Below are 19144 nucleotides of genomic sequence, written 5' to 3' on the forward strand. Positions count from 1 at the left end.
AGGTCCAAAAACAAAAGCTTACCCTAACCCTGCTATGCTTACAGTCCACACAGTGAAAAGGAGCTACAGATGAAACGGTTACCCTGGATTACCGCCCTGCTGTTAATGAGTGCTTCACCCGCTCTTCTTGCGGCCCCGGACTCCTGCGAGCGCGTGAAAAGCGACATTCAGCAGAAGATTATCAACAACGGCGTACCGGAGTCTGGCTTTACCCTGAACATCGTCCCGAACGATCAGGCCGATCAGCCGGATGCGCAGGTCGTTGGGCATTGTGCCAACGATACTTTCAAAATTTTGTACACCCGCACCAGTAGCGGCAACTACCCGGTGAGCGGCGCAGGTACGCAAGAGAATGCGCCCGCTGAGCCGCAATGATTTTCCCACTCAATTCCCCTGATTTGACGAGGATTAATATTTAATACCTCTAAATAAGTAACACTCCCCCCATCATTAGCCCGGTTGTAGTCACGGGTGAAAATAATTATTAACAATGATGGGGTGAGTTATGTCCGAAGTTGAACATCACGGCGGTATAAGCCGTCGAACTCTGGTTAAATCTACTGCCATAGGATCCCTTGCGCTTGCCGCCGGTGGGATCGCATTACCTTTTGGTCTGAAAAGCGCCGCCGCCGCTGTGCAGTCCGCTATTCAGCCCGCAGAAGACAAAGTTGTCTGGGGCGCCTGCTCGGTAAACTGCGGTAGCCGCTGCGCGCTACGTCTGCACGTTCGCGATGACGAAGTCTACTGGGTTGAAACGGATAATACCGGCGAGGATATTTACGGCAACCATCAGGTTCGCGCCTGTCTGCGAGGCCGTTCAATTCGCCGTCGCATTAATCACCCAGACCGTCTGAACTATCCGATGAAACGCGTGGGCAAACGCGGAGAAGGCAAGTTTGAGCGTATCACCTGGGAAGAAGCGCTGGACACCATCGCCGCGAGCCTGAAAAGCGTGGTCGAAAAATACGGCAACGAAGCGGTCTACATTAACTACTCCTCCGGAATTGTAGGCGGCAACATCACCCGCTCCTCCCCTTATGCCTCGCTGGTCGCGCGCCTGATGAACTGCTACGGCGGCTTCCTCAGCCACTACGGCACCTACAGCACCGCGCAGATCGCCTGCGCAATGCCCTACACCTACGGCAGCAACGACGGCAACAGCACATCGGATATCGAAAACACCAAACTGGTCGTGATGTTCGGCAATAATCCGGCGGAAACGCGCATGAGCGGCGGCGGGATCACTTACTACCTTGAGCAGGCGCGCGAACGGTCAAACGCGCGGATGATCGTTATCGATCCGCGCTATACCGACACTGCCGCAGGGCGTGAAGACGAGTGGATCCCGATTCGTCCTGGCACCGATGCCGCGCTGGTGGCAGGTATTGCGTGGGTGCTGATTAATGAAAATCTGGTCGATCAACCTTTCCTCGATAAATACTGCGTGGGTTATGACGAAAAAACCCTGCCGGAAGGCGCACCGGCTAATGGTCATTACAAAGCCTATATTCTCGGCCAGGGTGATGAGAAAACCGCGAAAACCCCGGAGTGGGCGTCTCGCATAACGGGCATCCCTGCCGATCGCATCATTAAGCTGGCCCGTGAAATCGGTTCGGCGAAACCGGCCTACATTTGCCAGGGCTGGGGCCCACAGCGTCAGGCTAACGGGGAGCAAACGTCCCGCGCCATCGCCATGCTGCCGATCCTGACCGGCAACGTCGGCATTAACGGCGGCAACAGCGGCGCGCGCGAATCGACCTACACCATCACCATCGAACGCATGCCGCTGCCGGAAAATCCGGTGAAAACGCAAATTTCCTGCTTCAGCTGGACGGATGCCATCGTGCGTGGACCGGAGATGACCGCCCTGCGCGACGGCGTACGCGGCAAAGATAAGCTCGATGTGCCGATCAAGTTCATCTGGAACTACGCGGGTAATACCATCATCAACCAGCACTCCGATATCAACAAAACTCACGACATTTTGCAGGATGAGAGCAAGTGCGAAACGATCGTCGTCATCGACAACTTTATGACCTCGTCCGCGAAGTATGCCGATATTGTTCTGCCGGACCTGATGACCGTCGAGCAGGAAGATATCATCCCCAACGATTACGCCGGCAACATGGGATACCTGATTTTTCTCCAGCCGGTTACCGCCCCGAAGTTCGAGCGCAAGCCCATCTACTGGATCATGAGTGAAGTGGCGAAACGCCTCGGACCGGATATCCATCAGAAATTCACCGAAGGCCGTACGCAGGAGCAGTGGCTGCGCTACCTGTACGCCAAAATGGTCGCCAAAGATCCGCTGCTGCCATCCTACGATGCGCTGAAAAAAATGGGTATTTATAAGCGCAAAGATCCTAACGGACATTTTGTGGCCTATAAAAAATTCCGTGACGATCCGGATGCCAATCCGCTGAAAACCCCGTCGGGCAAAATCGAGATCTACTCCAGCAAGCTGGCGGATATTGCGGCAACCTGGGAACTGCAAAAAGACGAAACCATCACCCCGCTGCCGGTCTATACCTCAACCTTTGAAGGCTGGGACGCGCCCGAGCGCAGCAAGTTCCCGCTGCAACTGTTCGGTTTCCACTTTAAAGCCCGTACCCACTCCAGCTACGGCAACGTGGATGTGCTCCAGGCCGCCTGTCGCCAGGAGGTGTGGCTTAACCCTGTGGATGCGGAGCAACGTGGAATCAAAAACGGGGATATGGTGCGCGTCTTCAACGACCGCGGCGAAGTGCGTATTGCCGCGAAAGTCACCCCGCGCATCATGCCCGGCGTAAGCGCGATGGGCCAGGGCGCCTGGCATGACGCCAACATGAATGGCGATCGTGTCGATCACGGCTCCTGCATCAATACCCTGACCACGCACCGCCCGTCACCGCTGGCGAAAGGCAACCCGCAGCACACGAACCTGGTGCAGATCGAGAAGGCATAAGGATTAACCGATGACTACCCAGTATGGATTTTTTATTGATTCCAGCCGCTGCACCGGGTGTAAAACCTGCGAGCTGGCCTGCAAGGATTACAAAGACCTGACCCCGGACGTCAGCTTCCGGCGTATTTATGAATATGCGGGCGGCGACTGGCAGGAGGACAACGGCGTCTGGCATCAGAATGTCTTCGCCTATTACCTGTCGATTGCCTGCAACCACTGCGAAGATCCGGCCTGCACCTAGGTCTGCCCGATCGGGGCATTGCTCACGCGCGAAGACGGTTTTGTGGTGGTGGACGAGGATGTCTGCATCGGCTGTCGCTACTGCCACATGGCCTGCCCGTACGGCGCGCCGCAGTACAATGCCGCCAAAGGTCACATGACCAAGTGCGACGGCTGCCATAGCCGCGTGGCGGACGGCAAAAAGCCCATCTGCGTCGAGTCCTGCCCGCTGCGCGCGCTGGACTTTGGCCCGATTGAGGAGCTGCGCAAAAAACACGGTCAGCTTGCTGCCGTCGCGCCGCTGCCGTCTGCGCACTTCACGAAGCCGAGTATTGTGATTAAACCTAACGCCAACAGCCGTCCGACGGGTGACACCACCGGCTACCTGGCAAACCCGAAGGAGGTGTGAGATGGGAAGTGGATGGCATGAATGGCCGCTGGTGATCTTCACCGTTTTCGGGCAGTGCGTGGCCGGCGCGTTAATCGTGATGGGCTTCGTCTGGCTTAAGGAAAATGATGACAAGGCCAGAATGCGCATCGTGCGCAGCCTGTTTTTTCTCTGGCTGGTAATGGGTATTGGGTTTATGGCCTCGGTACTGCATCTTGGCTCCCCGCTGCGTGCCTTCAACTCGCTTAACCGCGTGGGCGCGTCAGCGCTGAGTAATGAGATCGCGGCGGGTTCGATCTTCTTTGCCGTGGGCGGTTTCTGGTGGCTGGTGTCGGTTATCGGTAAAATGCCCCCAGCTTTGGGCAAAATCTGGCTGGTTGTCAGCCAGATCCTGGGCATCGTTTTTGTCTGGGCGATGACCCGGGTCTATCAGATTGAGACTGTCCCGACCTGGTATACGGGTTACACCACGCTGAGCTTCTTCCTGACGATGGTTCTGGCTGGTCCTCTGCTGGCCGCGCTGCTGCTGCGCGTTGCAAACGTGACATTCAAAAGTACTCTTGCCGCGTCAGTCAGCGCACTGGCACTTATCGTCTGCGTGGCGGTCGTCGTGTTGCAAAGCAATACGCTGGGGACAATACAGAGCTCCATCCAGCAGGCTAACGCCCTGCTTCCGGATTATGGTTCGCTTCAGGTATGGCGCATCACGTTGCTGGCGGCGGGTTTAGGCTGCTGGATCTACCCGCTGATTCGTCGTCAGGAGCCAAAAACGCTCGGCCTGTTTGCAGGTGTCGTGCTGGTGGCGCTGGGTGAACTGATTGGCCGTGGGCTATTTTATGGTCTGCATATGACCGCAGGGTTAGCAATTGCAGGTTAACACAGGTGCGCGGGGCTACCCGCGCGCAAGTAAGGAAAGTTGTAATGAATGACGTCTCACACCGCGAATCGTTCGCGTTCAGCGCCCGGGTACTGGGCGCGCTGTTTTATTTCGCTCCAGACAGCGAGCAGACCGCGCCGCTGGTGAGTGCCCTGACCGCAGGTGACTGGGTTCAGGACTGGCCGCTGGCGGAGGGAAATCTGCTGCCTGTCGCCAGTATGTTTAAGACCCCATCGGATGAAGCGTTGAAAGACGCCTGGCAGCGTCTGTTTATTGGCCCGTATGCCCTGCCCGCCCCCCCGTGGGGCTCGGTCTGGCTTGATCGCGAGTCCGTGCTGTTTGGCGATTCGACCCTCGCGTTGCGTCAGTGGATGCGTGAAAACCATATCGCCTTTGAGATGCAGCAGAATGAGCCTGAAGATCATTTCGGAACGTTGCTGATGCTGGCGGCATGGCTTGCCGAGAACGGTCGCGAAACAGAACGCGACCAGCTTCTTGCCTGGCATCTGCTGCCATGGAGCATGCGTTTCCTTAGCGTATTCGTTGAAAACGCGGCCCATCCGTTCTACACCGCGCTGGGTAAACTTGCCCAGCTGACGCTGGCGGAATGGCAGTCCACTTTGCTGATCCCGATTGCCGAAAAAACGCTGTACCGATAACAGCACCTGGCTTGTCCACCCGTTGTGCAGGCCAGGCTCGCACATTTTTGCTGCAACACAACGTCACAACTGCTATACTGTATATAATTACAGTATACGGGGGTGCACAATGGCTGTTGAAACAAAATTTGTTGTCGTAAGAAAAGGTGAAGAAAAAATGACATTTGCCAGTAAGAAAGAGGCTGACGCTCACGACAAGCTGCTCGATATGGCAGAAGCGTTTACCGACTGGCTGTTGCAAAGCGGAATGCAGATGGATGAAACGCAGGCGGAGAACCTAGGTCTTTATCTCGCCGAGCAGAAAGAGTCCGTGCAGCATATCCTGCGTACCAGCAAGCTTCCCGAGCTCAATGCTGAAACGGATAAAACAGCATCAGATGCGGACAGCAGCAAAAAAATCCGGGCCGTCAAAGCCGCCTGATCGTCAGAACGTCTCATCACCTGTCCTGCCGCCGCGGGCCGGAAACGGCTCGCGGCTTTATTAAGGTCGGCTGAACCTTATATTCATCAACCGTAACCCTGAAAATACGTCCTGTTATCTTGATTTGTCCGCCTCAACGTTTACGCTGATATTCAGCCTTTTTGCTTCCATGGTTATCATTGTTTTGGCCAGGTCCTTATCGCCCCCGTGCACTTTATCTATCAGATCCTGTACAAGGGTCATCATCAGGAAGTTTTTATTTGCAGGATAGAAATCTGTCGTAGTGATCCCGTTATCCTTCAGGCGCTGATGCGCCAACGTCTCTGTATCTGCGATTATTTCAGCCACTTTCTCATGCATGATCTCGATCTGCTCGAAAACAATGCGGTTAATCATTTCAATCTGTTCTGGCGTAAAATTCGGTTCCATTATTTCCCCTCGTCAGGCGTATGTTAAAAACACGTGAATCACACGTTGAGCGCCTCTGAATGGTGCGGTAAATTATCACACAACTCTTGTAACTCGTTGATCAGCCTGGCCACATGGAAACCGTCACAGACAGAATGATGGACCTGAACGGCGAAAGGCAACAAGACCTTTCCATCCTGGTTATAGTATTTTCCAAACGTGAACATGGGCGCAAAAAAATTCCGCATGTTAGCGACGTTGACGTTAAAACTGCTAAAACTGACCCACGGAATATCCGATATGAAGAATATATTCTCCCGGGACTCTTCTTTAGGCCAGTAAGCAAGGATATTGCCATAGCGGGCAACATCTTCTGCATAAACGCGCTGAAAATGGTGAATATTTCCATCGTAATGACTCCATAACGATGAAAATGTCTCCGTTTCTTTATGGAAAAGGGTATAGCTTGGATGAACCTCATTCCATATTACAAGCTCATCATCCTTCATGGCCATACGGAATTCCGGATGCCGGTTTACGACGTCAGAAATAAGGGAAATAATCGCAGGATAAAATTTCCAGCCAACCTCTTTGATATGCTTTAGCAGCACGGTAATGTCCAGCTGAACCGTTTGGTTAAATGTAGATTGAGCAAAGCCCTGAAATACTTCAAAGTGTTCCTTTCTTGCCCAACGTGATAAGTCAACTACCGTATATTCTGGCATTATTTTTGTCATTTCAGAGCCTTAGTTGAGCTGCGCTATATAAAATAGTAGCGTATCACAAACGTAGGGGCTGTATAGACCGTAGCGAAGAGGCACCCTAAATTTTCAGCGTATCAATCACCGCTCTCAACGCCGGGGATACGTTGCGGTGTGGATAATAGAGGTACAGTCCGTCCATCCGCAGGCTGTAGCGCTGTAAGACGCGTATGAGCGTGCCACGCTCCAGATCGTCAGCCACCAGCTCAACCGGGACATAGGCCAGCCCGAGTCCCAGCCGGGCCGCTTCGGCCTCCATGTAGCTGTCGGAAAAGGCCCATTGCCCCTCCGGGCGGTGAATAACATGCTTCCCGTCCTGAACAAGCTCCCATTGATAGTGGTTACCGTCGGCAAACTGGTAGGCAATGCAGGGATGAGCATCCAGATCGGCGGGCGTCTGCGGGAAACCATAGCGCCGAAAATGCGCCGGAGCGGCAACCACAGCCATCTCCATATCGGGCGTGATACGCACGGCAATCATGCCTTGTCCCACCTCCGGCCCAAGCCGGACGCCCGCGTCGAATCGCTCGGCAATGATATCCACGAACCGGCTCTCATTCATCAATTCCAGACGGATATCCGGGTAACGCTGTTTGAAGATAGAGAGCTTTGGCAGCAGGCATTTTTCGATGGCGTGCTGGCTGGCATTAATACGCACCGTGCCGGATGGCGTCTGGCGGTAATGCGCCAGTCTGGTCAGCCCGGTATCGAGCGCATCAAAGGCTGAACCAGCGGTCTGGTAAAGTTGCTCCCCGGCGTGGGTCAGCGACAGTTTGCGCGTTGTACGCACCAGAAGCCGAACGCCCAGCCGCTCTTCCAGCTCGCGAACCGATCGACTGATCCCGGATTGTGCCAGCCCGAGCCGTTGCGCGGCTGCCGTGAAGCTTCCCTCCCGCACCACCTGGATAAACAGATACAGCTCATTGTAGTTTTCCCGCTTCGCCATCATGCCTCATCAATTCATAACAATATGATATTAATTCTAGCAGCCTTTGGCCTCTAATCAGCACTATTTCTGCTAACTATAATGACCGCATTACAACAACACACGGTACCTCTTATGCAAACATTCACCCAAAAACTGTCCGTTGCGCTGCTGCTATGCGCATCATTAAGTGGAGTGACAACAATGAGTTATGCAGAAACACGAAATCCTGCCGCCCCCGTTTCGATGGTGACAACCTGGGATAAGACCTTCGTCGAGAGCAATAAAGTCGACCACCGCAAGGTGACGTTCGAGAACCGATACGGGATCACCCTGGTCGGCGATCTGTACATTCCCAGGAACAGCGGCGACCAGAAGCTGGCGGCGATTGCCGTCAGTGGACCGTTCGGTGCGGTAAAAGAACAATCCAGTGGTCTTTACGCCCAGACTCTGGCTGAACAGGGGTTCGTGACCCTGGCCTTCGACCCATCCTACACGGGTGAAAGCGGCGGCCAGCCGCGTAACGTTGCCTCCCCTGACATCAACACCGAAGACTTTAGCGCCGCAGTGGATTTCCTCGGATTACAGAAAGAAGTCGACCGTAACCGTATCGGCATTCTCGGGATCTGCGGCTGGGGTGGTATGGCGCTGAACGCGGCATCCATGGATACCCGCGTGAAGGCGGTCGCCACCATCGTAATGTACGATATGAGCCGCGCGATGGGTCACGGCGTGGGCGACGGGAAAGATCGTTATTCAGCGGCCGATCGCCGGGCCGTGTTGCAGTATCTGAACGCGCAACGCTGGAAAGATGCTGAAAGCGGCACCTTCGCCCATGGCGGCCACGATATTTATGTCGATGAAAACGGTAAGGTAACGGCGGCCGGGCGTATTCTGCCGGAAGCATTGCCCGCCGATCCGCATCCGGTACTGAAAGAGTTCTATGATTACTACCGTATGCCGCGCGGCTTCCATGCCCGTTCCGTAAACTCCACCGGCGCATGGACCGCGACCATGCCGTTGTCCTTTATGAATATGCCGCTGCTGAGCTATGCCGGGGAGATCACCATCCCAACGCTGATTGTGACCGGTGAAAACGCGCACTCACGTTATTTTGCGGAAGATGCGTTTAAAGCTGTCGGCAGCAAACAGAAGGAACTGGTGATTGTTCCCGGTGCGAATCACGTTGATCTCTACGATAACGTCGCAGGGAAAATCCCGTTCGCGCAGTTCGGGCAGTTTTTCAAAACCAGTCTGGATTAATTCTCTTAGCCCCCGGCAATCAGGGGGCTTATCTTCTCTTCGCCGTGAATTACACCTATGTCCACACTGAATCAAACCTCATCCCGTGATGCTGAGCGTGCACACTGGGGCGGTATTTTTGCCATGACCCTGTGCGTTTTTGTCCTCATTGCCTCGGAATTTATGCCCGTCAGCCTGCTCACGCCCCTCGCCAGAGATTTAGGGGTGACAGAGGGGACGGCTGGCCAGGGGATCGCCCTCTCTGGTGCGCTGGCTGTCCTGACCAGCCTTTTTCTTTCCCGGCTTGCCGGGAATATGAATCGCAAACATCTTCTTTCAGGCATGACCGTCCTGATGGCGCTGTCAGGGATCATTATCGCCTTCGCCCCAAACGCTTTGATGTATATGGCAGGCCGGGCGCTGATCGGCATCGCCATCGGCGGTTTCTGGTCGATGTCTGCTGCCACCGCCATTCGGCTGGTGCCTCAGCATCAGGTCTCTCGTGCGCTGGCGATTTTTAACGGCGGCAACGCGCTGGCGACGGTGGTCGCCGCCCCGCTGGGCAGTTATCTCGGCTCGACCATTGGCTGGCGCGGCGCGTTTCTTTGCCTGGTTCCCGTGGCGATTGTGGCGTTCATCTGGCAATATTTTAGCCTGCCCAACATGGGCGGGAACCAGCGGCCGTCGCCACGTAAAAGCGTATTTCGCCTGCTCCACCAGCCTGCGGTTTCGGTGGGTCTGATGGCGTGCGGCCTGTTCTTCATAGGACAGTTTGCGTTATTTACCTATGTGCGCCCCTTCCTCGAAACCGTCACCCACGTCAGTCCTTCCGGCTTATCGCTGATCCTGCTCACTATCGGTATCGCAGGTTTCATCGGCACGCTGATCGTCGCGCTGGTCCTGAATGCCGCGTTTTACCTCACCTTAATGGCCATACCGCTGCTTATGGCGCTGATTGCAGGGGTATTAATGCTCACCGGGGACAGCCTGTGGATCGTGGCCCTGCTGTTAGGTTTCTGGGGAATGCTGGCAACTGCGGCCCCTACGGGCTGGTGGACGTGGATCGCCCGTACGTTACCGGAAGATGCCGAGGCTGGCGGCGGGTTAATGGTCGCGGTGATCCAACTCTCCATTGCGCTTGGCTCAACGGCGGGTGGCGTGGTGTTTGATACCTTTGGCTGGCAGAGCACCTTCGCTTTAAGCAGCATATTACTCCTGAGTGCAGGGGTGCTGACTTTTACGACGTCGCGCCATCGGAAATAAGGCATTATATTAACAGGGTTGTTTTATTTAATTACAAAACCTCGCTCACCTCCCGTAGAAATAATAATTAAGCAATATCCTGGTCAGCCAGCGACATCGCTTTGTTAGCTTGAGCATTCAGGCAAAGCTCAAACCGGAGGTATTCTTTGCTGATTAAATTAAAGAAAGAACGAACGCATCAGGAGGATCGTCGTCTTGCCCTCTGGCTGGCGACCTCCGCGGGACTGCTGAATGCCATTGCGCTGGGCGCGTTCGGTTTTTTTCCCTCGCATATGACGGGCAATACCTCGCAGCTATCCAGCGAAGTTTCCTCCACCGATCTCAGCGATATTCTTTTCTTTGGCGCCATTATTCTTTCGTTTGTCTCAGGCGCCATCGCTGCGCGGATTATTGTTATCTGGGGGATTATCCATAACGTCAGGCTGGTATTCAGCCAGGTTCTGTTTGTTGAAGGGCTATTATTGGCCGGGGTATCCCTGTACGAAATGTATTTTCACTCCTTCGCCACGAATCATGAGATTATTATTTTCCTGTGCGGGTTGATGGGAATTCATAATTCCACCTCCACTCAACTATCCGGCGGTCGGGTGAGATCCACGCACATCACCGGCACGCTGACCGATGCGGGCATTTCGCTGGCCTCCGTTATGGTCGCCATGCTGCGCCGGGATTACTCCAAAGATACGGCCGCGCAAAAGAGTCAGCTCAAAACCCATTTAACTACCCTTTTCTCCTTTATCAGCGGCGGGATCGCGGGGCTGATCCTGTTCAGAGAGTTTGGATTCCACGCGATGCTGGCGCTGGGCCTGTTGCTGGTAATCGTCGCCGCCTTCTCTATCGTCCGCATTTCGTGGCGCGTACGCAAGGTGCGCGCCGCGCTCAGTCGACAGGTATAATCAGCACGCCTTATGTGACGTTGTCACGTAAGGCGTGCTTCTTTAAGACTATTCTGCCTGCCCACTGACAGCCCTTATGCCATAAGGCTTCACTCAGGTTGTCACTAATTTCATAGGGTTACTGATTTACCCCCTTCGCTGGAACCCTTCCGTTTCGCTTGCTATAGGTGAAGTACCCCTGCCGAAACATGGCATAACAACAGGCAACCGGTGGTTGCTATAACGCATGCGCACAGGGAGACACACCGCAATGCACCCATTACTTAAACGTTCGCTGCTTTTTGTCGGCGCGATTATCGTGGTTCTCGCTCTCCTCACCTGGGGAATAGGACTGGAAACGATTAAGGCGCGCCAGGTTGACCTGATTTACCTCGGGCAACAGCACCTGATTCTGGTCTTTTCATCCATGTTCTTTGCCCTGCTGGTGGGCATTCCAAGCGGTATTCTGCTGAGCCGTCCGGCCGCGCGTGGTATCGCCGAATATGTGATGCAAATCTTTAACGTGGGCAACACCCTGCCGCCGCTGGCCGTTCTGGCACTGGCGATGGTGGTGATTGGCATCGGTGATAAACCGGCCATTATCGCCCTCTTTCTGGCCTCTCTGCTGCCGATTGTGCGTAACACCTATGCCGGGCTGTGCTCTGTTCCCGCGTCGTTGCTGGAAGCGGCAAACGGTATCGGCATGACCAAATGGCAGCGCCTGAGTCAGGTTGAGATTCCAAACGCTTGGCCGGTGATGCTTTCCGGTATTCGCATTGCCACTGCGATTAACGTCGGTACCGCACCGCTGGCATTCCTGATTGGCGCCAGCAGCTACGGCGAGCTGATTTTCCCGGGGATCTATCTGAATGATTTCCCGACGCTGATCCTGGGCGCGGCGGCCACCGCTCTGTTCGCCCTGATTCTGGATACGCTGCTGGCGGCACTGGGCCGATTACTGAGCCCGCATCTCGCGCGATAATTATAACAAGGAGCTTCTATGAGACTGTTTTCCGGGCTGACGGCGCTATGCGCCGCCGCGCTCTTCACCAGCCAGGCGCTCGCCGCGCCGCTGATCCTGGCCACCAAGAGCTTTACCGAGCAGCACATTCTCTCGGCCATGACCGTGCAGTATCTGCAAAAGAAAGGGTTTCAGGTACAGCCTCAGACCAATATTGCAACGGTGATTTCCCGTAACGCGATGATCAACAAGCAGATTGATATGACCTGGGAGTATACCGGCACCTCGCTGATCATCTTCAACCACATCAACAAACGCATGTCGCCGCAGGAATCGTACGAGACGGTGAAACGCCTCGATGCGAAGCACGGTCTGGTGTGGCTTAAACCTGCCGATATGAACAATACCTATGCCTTTGCCATGCAGCGCAAGCGCGCCGAGGCTGAACATATCAATACCATGTCTGAGATGGTGGCAAAGATTGAGCAGATCCGTAAAACCGATCCGGATAACAACTGGCTGCTGGGCCTTGACCTGGAATTTGCCGGGCGCAGCGACGGGATGAAACCGTTGCAGGCGGCCTACAACATGGAGCTGGACCGCCCGCAGATCCGCCAGATGGATCCGGGCCTGGTCTATAACGCGGTGCGCGACGGGTTTGTCGATGCGGGGCTGATCTACACCACCGACGGGCGCGTAAAGGGCTTCGATCTTAAAGTGCTGGAAGATGACAAAGGCTTCTTCCCGAGTTATGCCGTGACGCCAGTTGTTCGAAAAGACACGCTGGAGGCTAATCCGGGGCTGGAGGAGGCGCTGAACACCCTATCAGCCCAGCTCAATAATGACGTTATCACCGAACTGAATAAGAAGGTGGATATCGACCATCAGTCACCGCAGCAGGTCGCCCGTGATTTCCTGCGTAGCAAACAGTTGCTGTAGGAGGCGCTATGGAGACGATTCACTATATTCTCGACAACTGGGACTATCTCTTAACCCTGACGCTGCAACACCTGTGGCTGGTGGCGCTCGCCGTGGGCCTGGCGATTATTATTGGCGTGCCGCTGGGCATTTTAATTGTCCGCCATAAATGGCTGGCAACGCCGGTGCTGGGAATTGCCACCATTGTGCTCACCATCCCGTCAATTGCGCTTTTCGGCCTGATGATCCCGCTCTTTTCGCTGATCGGTCAGGGCATTGGCGCCCTGCCCGCGATTACGGCGGTGTTCCTCTATTCGCTGCTGCCGATTGTGCGTAACACCCACACGGCGCTCGACAGCCTGCCGCCGGGCCTGCGTGAAGCGGGACGCGGCATCGGCATGACCTTCTGGCAGCGTCTGCGCTGGGTGGAAATCCCGATGGCGTTGCCGGTGATTTTTGGCGGCATCCGCACCGCCGTGGTGATGAACATCGGCGTCATGGCGATTGCCGCCGTGATCGGTGCGGGCGGGCTGGGCCTGCTGCTGCTTAACGGTATTGGCGGGAGTGATATTCGTATGTTGATTGCGGGCGCGCTGATGATTTGTCTTTTAGCGATTGTGCTCGACTGGTTGCTGCACCGTTTGCAGGTGGTACTGACTCCGAAGGGGATTCGATAATGATAAAACTGGAAAACCTCACCAAACAATTTTCACAGAAACACGGCCAGACGTTTAAGGCCGTCGACAACGTCAACCTGAACGTGCCTGAAGGGGAAATGTGCGTGCTGCTCGGCCCGTCCGGCTGCGGGAAAACCACTACCCTGAAGATGATCAACCGTCTCATTACGCCAAGCAGCGGGACGATCCTGATTAACGGCGAAGACACCAGCGGAATGGACACCGTGACCCTGCGTCGCAACATTGGCTACGTGATCCAGCAAATTGGCCTGTTCCCGAACATGACCATCGAAGAGAACATTACCGTCGTGCCGCGCATGCTGGGCTGGGATAAAGCGCGCTGTAAATCCCGTGCCGAGGAGCTGATGGATATGGTGGCAATGGATCCGCATAAATTCCTTCACCGCTATCCACGCGAAATGTCCGGCGGTCAGCAGCAGCGTATCGGCGTTATCCGCGCGCTGGCAGCGGATCCCCCGGTCCTGCTGATGGATGAACCGTTCGGCGCGGTCGACCCGATTAACCGTGAGGTGATCCAGAACCAGTTCCTGGAGATGCAGCGCAAGCTGAAAAAGACCGTGATGCTGGTGAGCCACGATATTGACGAAGCGCTGAAGCTGGGCGACCGTATTGCCGTCTTCCGTCAGGGACGTATCGTGCAGTGCGCCAGCCCGGACGAGCTGCTGGCGAAACCCGCGAATGAGTTTGTTGGCTCGTTTGTTGGTCAGGACCGGACGTTGAAACGCCTGCTGCTGGTATCGGCGGGCGACGTCACCGACCAGCAGCCTACCATTACGGTACGCGAATCGACGCCGCTGCCGGAGGCCTTCGCCACCATGGATGACAACGATATTCGCGCCATTACCGTGGTTGATGAGCACGGCAAACCGCTCGGCTTTGTGAAGCGCCGCGAAGCGCGTAACGCCAGCGGCAGCTGCGGGGATATTCTGCATCCGTTCCGCATGACCGGTAAGGCCGAGGATAACCTGCGCGTGGTGCTTTCTCGCCTGTATGAGAGCAACACCAGCTGGATGCCGATTGTGGACGAGGACGGACGCTATAACGGCGAGATATCCCAGGATTATATTGCGGAATATTTGAGTTCAGGGCGTACGCGCCGGGCATTAAATATTCATAGCGAGAGTTAAGCATTCAGGCCGGGTACTGCCCGGCCTTTTTCCGCACGCATACCTTTTGCTAACCTCCCGATTTACCGCCACAATATTGTATCGTCCCCGTTAAATCACGACTTCATGCAACGTCTTCACGCTTACCCCGACATCCGCGCGATGTTTCGTCGTCTCCTGATTGCTACCGTCACCGGCGTGCTGGCGGCGCTGGCCGTTGCGGTGTTCCGCCACAGCATGTATCTGCTGGAGTGGCTATTTCTCAGCAACGAAAGCGGAAGTCTGGTGAACGCCGCAGCTGCGTTATCGCCCTGGCGGCGGGCGCTGACGCCTGCGCTGGGTGGTCTGGCCGCGGGAATGCTACTGTGGGGATGGCAGCGCATGACGGCACAACGTCCCCACGCCCCCACCGATTATATGGAAGCGCTTGAGACGGGTGATGGCCAGTTTGATTACGGCGCCAGCCTGGTGAAATCCCTCGCGTCGTTGCTGGTGGTCGCCAGCGGCAGCGCCATCGGCCGTGAAGGCGCCATGATCCTGCTTGCTGCCCTCGCCGCCTCCTTTTTTGCACAACGTTGTACGCCGAAATCCGAATGGAAACTGTGGATCGCCTGCGGTGCCGCCGCCGGGATGGCCAGCGCCTATCATGCGCCGCTGGCGGGCAGCCTGTTTATCGCAGAGATCCTGTTTGGCACGCTGATGCTGGCCTCCCTCGGCCCGGTGGTGATTGCTGCTGTAGTGGCCCTGCTGACCACGCGCCTGTTAAGTCCCGGCGCGAATACGCTATATGATGTCTATCTCAGCGAGATGCTTACGGCGGTGGATTATTTCCTGATCGTTGGCGTGGGTCTGCTGGCTGGCGTTTGCGGCCCGCTGCTGATGTGGCTGATGGCGGCCAGCCACAGGCTGTTTCTGCGTCTCAAACTTTCACCGCCGTGGCAGCTGGCGCTGGGTGGTCTGATCGTCGGGCTGCTGTCGCTGCTGACGCCGAAGGTATGGGGGAATGGCTATAGCGTGGTTCAGGCGTTTTTGCAGTCGCCGCCGCTGCTGTCGGTGATTGCTGGCGTCTTTATTTGCAAACTGCTGGCGGTGCTGGCAAGCAGCGGGTCCGGCGCGCCGGGAGGCGTGTTCACGCCAACCTTGTTTGTCGGTATGGCAACGGGAATGCTGTTTGCGCAGATCTTTGCGCTGTGGTTTCCTGGCTCTGAGACGGCGATCCTGCTCGGACTGGCGGGTATGGCGACGCTGCTCGCCGCCACAACGCATGCGCCAATCATGTCGGCCTTGATGGTATGTGAGATGACCGGGCAGTATTTTTTACTTCCCGGTTTGCTGGTTGCCTGTGTTGTGGCGTCGGTATTGTCGAGAACGCTACGCCACGACTCGATCTACGGCCAGCATACCGCCGAAAGCCGAGAGATCGATGTAGTGCGCTAATTCGCGCTGCTCGGCGCGGGGCAGATAAGGCAGTTCGCCCACCAGCGGGCCAGGCAGCTTTTTGCTCAGCACATCGATGATTTCAGCGTAGTGCGCAAGGCCCGGGTTAATACGGTTCGCCACCCAACCAATCAGCGGCAGGCCGTCATTAGCGATAGCCTGCGCCGTCAGCAAGGCATGGTTGATGCACCCTTCCTGAATGCCCACGACCATAATCACCGGCAACTGCTCCTGCACCACCCATTCGGAAAGGGGACGTAAATCGTTCATCAGGCTGCGCCAGCCGCCGGTCCCTTCAACGACAACGTGGTCAACCTTTTCACTCAGATTTGCCAGGCCATCAGAAAGCAGGCTGTAGTTGATAAGCCCACTGTGAGCGACGCTGCTTTCCTCTTCGCTTAAGGCGATAGGATTAACGGCATCATAAGGCAGTTCCAGAGACGAGACGCTTTGCAGAACCAGGGCATCCTTATTGCGCAGCCCTTCTGGCGTCTCTTTACTGCCTTTTGCAACCGGCTTGTATCCTGCAACGCGTTTACCGCTTGCCGCCAGGGCCTGAAGTAACGCGCGGGATACGACTGTCTTCCCGACAGACGTATCCGTACCAGTAATAAAGAAACGCTTAAGCATGACTCATTCCACCTCTTGGGTATGCTTCAAAATATAAACCAGGTAAATAATTCAGTGGGGAAAGTCTACGGGATGCGTGCGCTACCGGGCTTGAGATAGCGCAATTTTTCGTACATCTCTGGAAAAGAGTTAGCCCTGTAGCAAACGAATCAGTAACGAGCCGTTGTACATCGCATCTTTTACCAGCGCGGCGCCGGCCATCGTACCCTGGTTGGAAAATTGCGTACTTTCGACCACGATGTTTTTACTGTACGCGGGAAGCGCCTGCTGATTGATGCAGGCGGAAATCGCCGGAAAGAGTATATCCGCCGCCTGACTGAGCGGGGAGCCGATCAGTATTTTTTGCGGGTTAAACAGGTTCACCATAATGGCCAGAATGCGCCCGACATTATTGCCCACGCCGGTAATAATGTCCTTCGCCAGCAGATCGCCCTGCCTTGCCGCAGCGCACAGTGCCTCGACGCTTAAGGGTTGACCGTGCAGCGTGGAGCTCATCGACTGGCTGAGCCGCACCTGCGCCAGCTCCAGCACGCTTTCGACGCTGGCAATCGTCTCCAGACAGCCATGGTTACCGCAGTAGCAGCGTTTTCCATACGGATCGACCTGCGTATGGCCGATCTCCACCAGGCTACTGCTGCCAGCATGCAACAGACGCCCGTCGGTGATCACACCTGCGCCAACGTTATGATCAATCACCACCTGAATTACGTCGCGTGCGCCCCGGGAGGCACCAAACAATGCCTCCGCCATCGTCCAGGCGCTGATATCATGCTGAATGTAGACCGGCACACCGGTGTGGTTTTCCAGCACGTCGCCCAGCGGCATCTCTTTGACGTTTTCATAAAACGGCATGCGGTGAACAATGCCATTTTCGGTATCAATAATTCCCGGCAGGGTGATCGCAATCGCCGTTAAACGTTCAAGACGCTGCTGGTGACGAATAAAGAACTGGTCGATGTGGGTCAGAATGGCATCGAGAAGTGGTTGCTCTGCATTAAGCGGGAGTTCCAGCCGGTCCTCCACCACCAGCTTGCTGCTGAGGTCGCGCAGCGCGAGGAAGATTTCCCCGCGGCTAATCCGCAGCGACAGGTAGTGCCAGGCTTCCGTTTCCACCACCAGCCCTACCGCCGGACGGCCACGGCTGCCCGGCTCCTGAATTTCTGTCTCCTGAACCAGATGGGCTTCCAGCATTTCGCGGACAATCTTGGTAATACTGGCGGGTGCCAGTTGTGCCAGGCGCGAAAGATCGATACGCGAAACCGGACCAAGCTGATCAATCAGGCGATAAACGGCACCCGCGTTGGTCTGCTTGATCTGATCGATATGCCCTGGCTGACTATCAGCAACCACCTCGTACTCCCTTATTTTCGAGCTTCGAAATAAACTGAGGGCTATGGTGAAGCACTTCAATGGCTGACGTCAAATTTTTACTTAGCCATGTGATTTACTGCACATTTTCGCCCACTTTTCCCTATAAATAATGCCCGCGAGAAGCGGTAATTAATTGTTCTTTGAAACGCTGTGCCGCATGGCTCTGTTCATGATGTTTAGACCACACCAGCCACATCTCTGAGACTGCATCCTGCTCGGCTATCTTCACCCAGCGCATTTCCGCCAGTTGTACCCGTTTAAATGAGGCCGGGAGAATCGATACGCCAAGCCCTGCGGCAACGAGACCAATGATCGTCATGGCTTCCCCCACCTCCTGCGCGATAGTCGGGACAAGGCCATATCGCCGCATCAGACCAAGAATATCGTCATACAACCCGGTACCCACCTGTGGGTCAAAAAAGACAAACGGCTCTTTCGCCAGTTCAGCCAGCGTGACGCTGTGCTGCGCGGCGAGCGGATGATCCCGGGGGATCATCGCCATCAGCGGTTCGCGGAGGATCACCTGCCACGCCAGGGTATCAGGCAACTGCGTGTTACGCATCAGCCCCAGGTCGAGCGATCCTTCGTTAAGCGGCGATATCTGCTCCCGGGTATTTATTTCGCGCGTCTGAATATGCACATCCGGAAAGTTACGGCGAAACGAGGATAGCGTTTGTGAAACAGCGCTGATAAAGGGGGCCGATGAGGTAAACCCGATGCGCAACTCTCCCGTCTCCCCAAGATAAAGCCGTTCCGCTCTGGCGGCGGCGTCCTCCACCATACTCAGGATCTGCCGGCTATCGGCGAGAAACTGTTTTCCCGCCGCCGTCAGGCTCACGCTGCGGTTGGTTCGCGCCAGCAGACGCGCCCCGACCTGCTGCTCCAGGATCTGGATCTGCTGGCTTAGCGGTGGCTGAGAGATATTCAGCCTTGCCGCCGCACGACCAAAATGCAGCTCTTCGGCGACGGCGACAAAATAGCGCAGATGGCGCAGCTCGATATTCATATTTTTAAAGTATCATTTGAGATTATTAATATATT

Annotated in this window: 19 protein-coding genes and 1 pseudogene; 14 read left to right on the plus strand and 6 right to left on the minus strand. The window is 55.6% G+C overall.

Going from position 1 to position 19144, the window contains the following annotated elements; all coding sequences use genetic code 11:
* Window positions 1-69: 69 nt before the first annotated feature.
* The 6 genes and pseudogenes from ACOTYH_RS00170 (at window position 70) to ACOTYH_RS00195 (ending at window position 5508) form a co-directional block, all read left to right on the plus strand.
* The gene (locus ACOTYH_RS00170; RefSeq protein WP_003857424.1) at window positions 70-375 is read left to right on the plus strand and encodes a DUF1161 domain-containing protein; all 306 of its coding nucleotides are present in this window, start codon (window positions 70-72) and stop codon (window positions 373-375) included.
* A gap of 130 nt (window positions 376-505) precedes the next feature.
* A complete protein-coding gene (gene ynfE, locus ACOTYH_RS00175; protein ID WP_077580273.1) occupies window positions 506-2944 on the plus strand; it encodes a selenate/tellurate reductase subunit YnfE in 2439 nt (812 codons plus the stop codon).
* A gap of 10 nt (window positions 2945-2954) precedes the next feature.
* Window positions 2955-3572: pseudogene (locus tag ACOTYH_RS00180) on the plus strand (DMSO/selenate family reductase complex B subunit).
* A gap of 1 nt (window position 3573) precedes the next feature.
* A complete protein-coding gene (locus tag ACOTYH_RS00185) occupies window positions 3574-4428 on the plus strand; it encodes a dimethyl sulfoxide reductase anchor subunit family protein (RefSeq protein ID WP_063413486.1) in 855 nt (284 codons plus the stop codon).
* A 44-nt stretch (window positions 4429-4472) separates the two neighbouring features.
* Window positions 4473-5087, plus strand: coding sequence for a Tat proofreading chaperone DmsD (gene dmsD, locus ACOTYH_RS00190; protein WP_032104932.1), 615 nt, complete (start codon window positions 4473-4475; stop codon window positions 5085-5087).
* A gap of 109 nt (window positions 5088-5196) precedes the next feature.
* A complete protein-coding gene (locus ACOTYH_RS00195; RefSeq protein ID WP_017384548.1) occupies window positions 5197-5508 on the plus strand; it encodes a YebG family protein in 312 nt (103 codons plus the stop codon).
* 114 nt (window positions 5509-5622) lie between these two features.
* Here the strand turns inward: ACOTYH_RS00195 and ACOTYH_RS00200 are convergent, their stop codons facing one another.
* The 3 genes from ACOTYH_RS00200 to ACOTYH_RS00210 form a co-directional block, all read right to left on the minus strand.
* A complete protein-coding gene (locus tag ACOTYH_RS00200) occupies window positions 5623-5937 on the minus strand; it encodes a hypothetical protein (protein WP_063136273.1) in 315 nt (104 codons plus the stop codon).
* Between the two features lie 38 nt (window positions 5938-5975).
* Window positions 5976-6653 carry a type A chloramphenicol O-acetyltransferase gene (gene catA / locus ACOTYH_RS00205; RefSeq protein ID WP_015570622.1) on the minus strand — a complete coding sequence of 226 codons (678 nt, stop codon included), beginning with the start codon at window positions 6651-6653 and terminating at the stop codon, window positions 5976-5978.
* Window positions 6654-6738: 85 nt separating this feature from the next.
* Window positions 6739-7623, minus strand: a complete 885-nt coding sequence (locus tag ACOTYH_RS00210) for a LysR family transcriptional regulator (protein ID WP_421637601.1) — start codon at window positions 7621-7623, stop codon at window positions 6739-6741.
* A 114-nt stretch (window positions 7624-7737) separates the two neighbouring features.
* Between ACOTYH_RS00210 and ACOTYH_RS00215 the strand changes: the two genes are divergently transcribed.
* The 8 genes from ACOTYH_RS00215 to clcB all read left to right on the plus strand — a co-directional run bounded on the left by ACOTYH_RS00215 (window position 7738) and on the right by clcB (window position 16102).
* A complete protein-coding gene (locus ACOTYH_RS00215; protein WP_193548115.1) occupies window positions 7738-8865 on the plus strand; it encodes an alpha/beta hydrolase in 1128 nt (375 codons plus the stop codon).
* Between the two features lie 57 nt (window positions 8866-8922).
* The gene (locus ACOTYH_RS00220) at window positions 8923-10107 is read left to right on the plus strand and encodes an MFS transporter (protein ID WP_421637479.1); all 1185 of its coding nucleotides are present in this window, start codon (window positions 8923-8925) and stop codon (window positions 10105-10107) included.
* A 146-nt stretch (window positions 10108-10253) separates the two neighbouring features.
* Window positions 10254-11003 (plus strand): YoaK family protein, encoded by a 750-nt coding sequence (locus tag ACOTYH_RS00225; protein WP_058689345.1) that lies wholly within the window; start codon window positions 10254-10256, stop codon window positions 11001-11003.
* Between the two features lie 250 nt (window positions 11004-11253).
* Window positions 11254-11964, plus strand: coding sequence for an osmoprotectant ABC transporter permease OsmY (gene osmY / locus ACOTYH_RS00230; RefSeq protein WP_032648184.1), 711 nt, complete (start codon window positions 11254-11256; stop codon window positions 11962-11964).
* A gap of 18 nt (window positions 11965-11982) precedes the next feature.
* Window positions 11983-12882: an osmoprotectant ABC transporter substrate-binding protein OsmX gene (gene osmX / locus ACOTYH_RS00235; protein ID WP_017694085.1), complete on the plus strand. Its 900-nt coding sequence runs from the start codon at window positions 11983-11985 to the stop codon at window positions 12880-12882.
* Between the two features lie 8 nt (window positions 12883-12890).
* Entirely contained in the window at window positions 12891-13538 is a 648-nt protein-coding gene (osmW, locus tag ACOTYH_RS00240; protein WP_006808875.1) for an osmoprotectant ABC transporter permease OsmW, read from the plus strand.
* Complete coding sequence (gene osmV / locus ACOTYH_RS00245; protein ID WP_003857446.1) at window positions 13538-14686, plus strand: osmoprotectant ABC transporter ATP-binding protein OsmV; 1149 nt, start codon at window positions 13538-13540, stop codon at window positions 14684-14686. Before osmW ends, osmV begins: the two co-directional genes overlap by 1 nt.
* Window positions 14687-14791: 105 nt before the next feature.
* The gene (gene clcB / locus ACOTYH_RS00250; RefSeq protein ID WP_032648179.1) at window positions 14792-16102 is read left to right on the plus strand and encodes a voltage-gated ClC-type chloride channel ClcB; all 1311 of its coding nucleotides are present in this window, start codon (window positions 14792-14794) and stop codon (window positions 16100-16102) included.
* Here the strand turns inward: clcB and bioD are convergent.
* The 3 genes from bioD to ACOTYH_RS00265 form a co-directional block, all read right to left on the minus strand.
* Window positions 16037-16732 carry a dethiobiotin synthase gene (gene bioD, locus ACOTYH_RS00255; protein WP_015570628.1) on the minus strand — a complete coding sequence of 232 codons (696 nt, stop codon included), beginning with the start codon at window positions 16730-16732 and terminating at the stop codon, window positions 16037-16039. The two genes, clcB and bioD, sit on opposite strands and share 66 nt — an antisense overlap.
* 129 nt (window positions 16733-16861) lie before the next feature.
* A complete protein-coding gene (gene mlc, locus ACOTYH_RS00260; protein WP_003857451.1) occupies window positions 16862-18082 on the minus strand; it encodes a sugar metabolism global transcriptional regulator Mlc in 1221 nt (406 codons plus the stop codon).
* Between the two features lie 121 nt (window positions 18083-18203).
* Window positions 18204-19109: a LysR family transcriptional regulator gene (locus tag ACOTYH_RS00265; RefSeq protein WP_017694088.1), complete on the minus strand. Its 906-nt coding sequence runs from the start codon at window positions 19107-19109 to the stop codon at window positions 18204-18206.
* Window positions 19110-19144: the final 35 nt, after the last annotated feature.

It is taken from the genome of Enterobacter cloacae complex sp. SHL001 (assembly GCF_049236825.1).
Classification (GTDB): domain Bacteria; phylum Pseudomonadota; class Gammaproteobacteria; order Enterobacterales; family Enterobacteriaceae; genus Enterobacter; species Enterobacter hormaechei_C.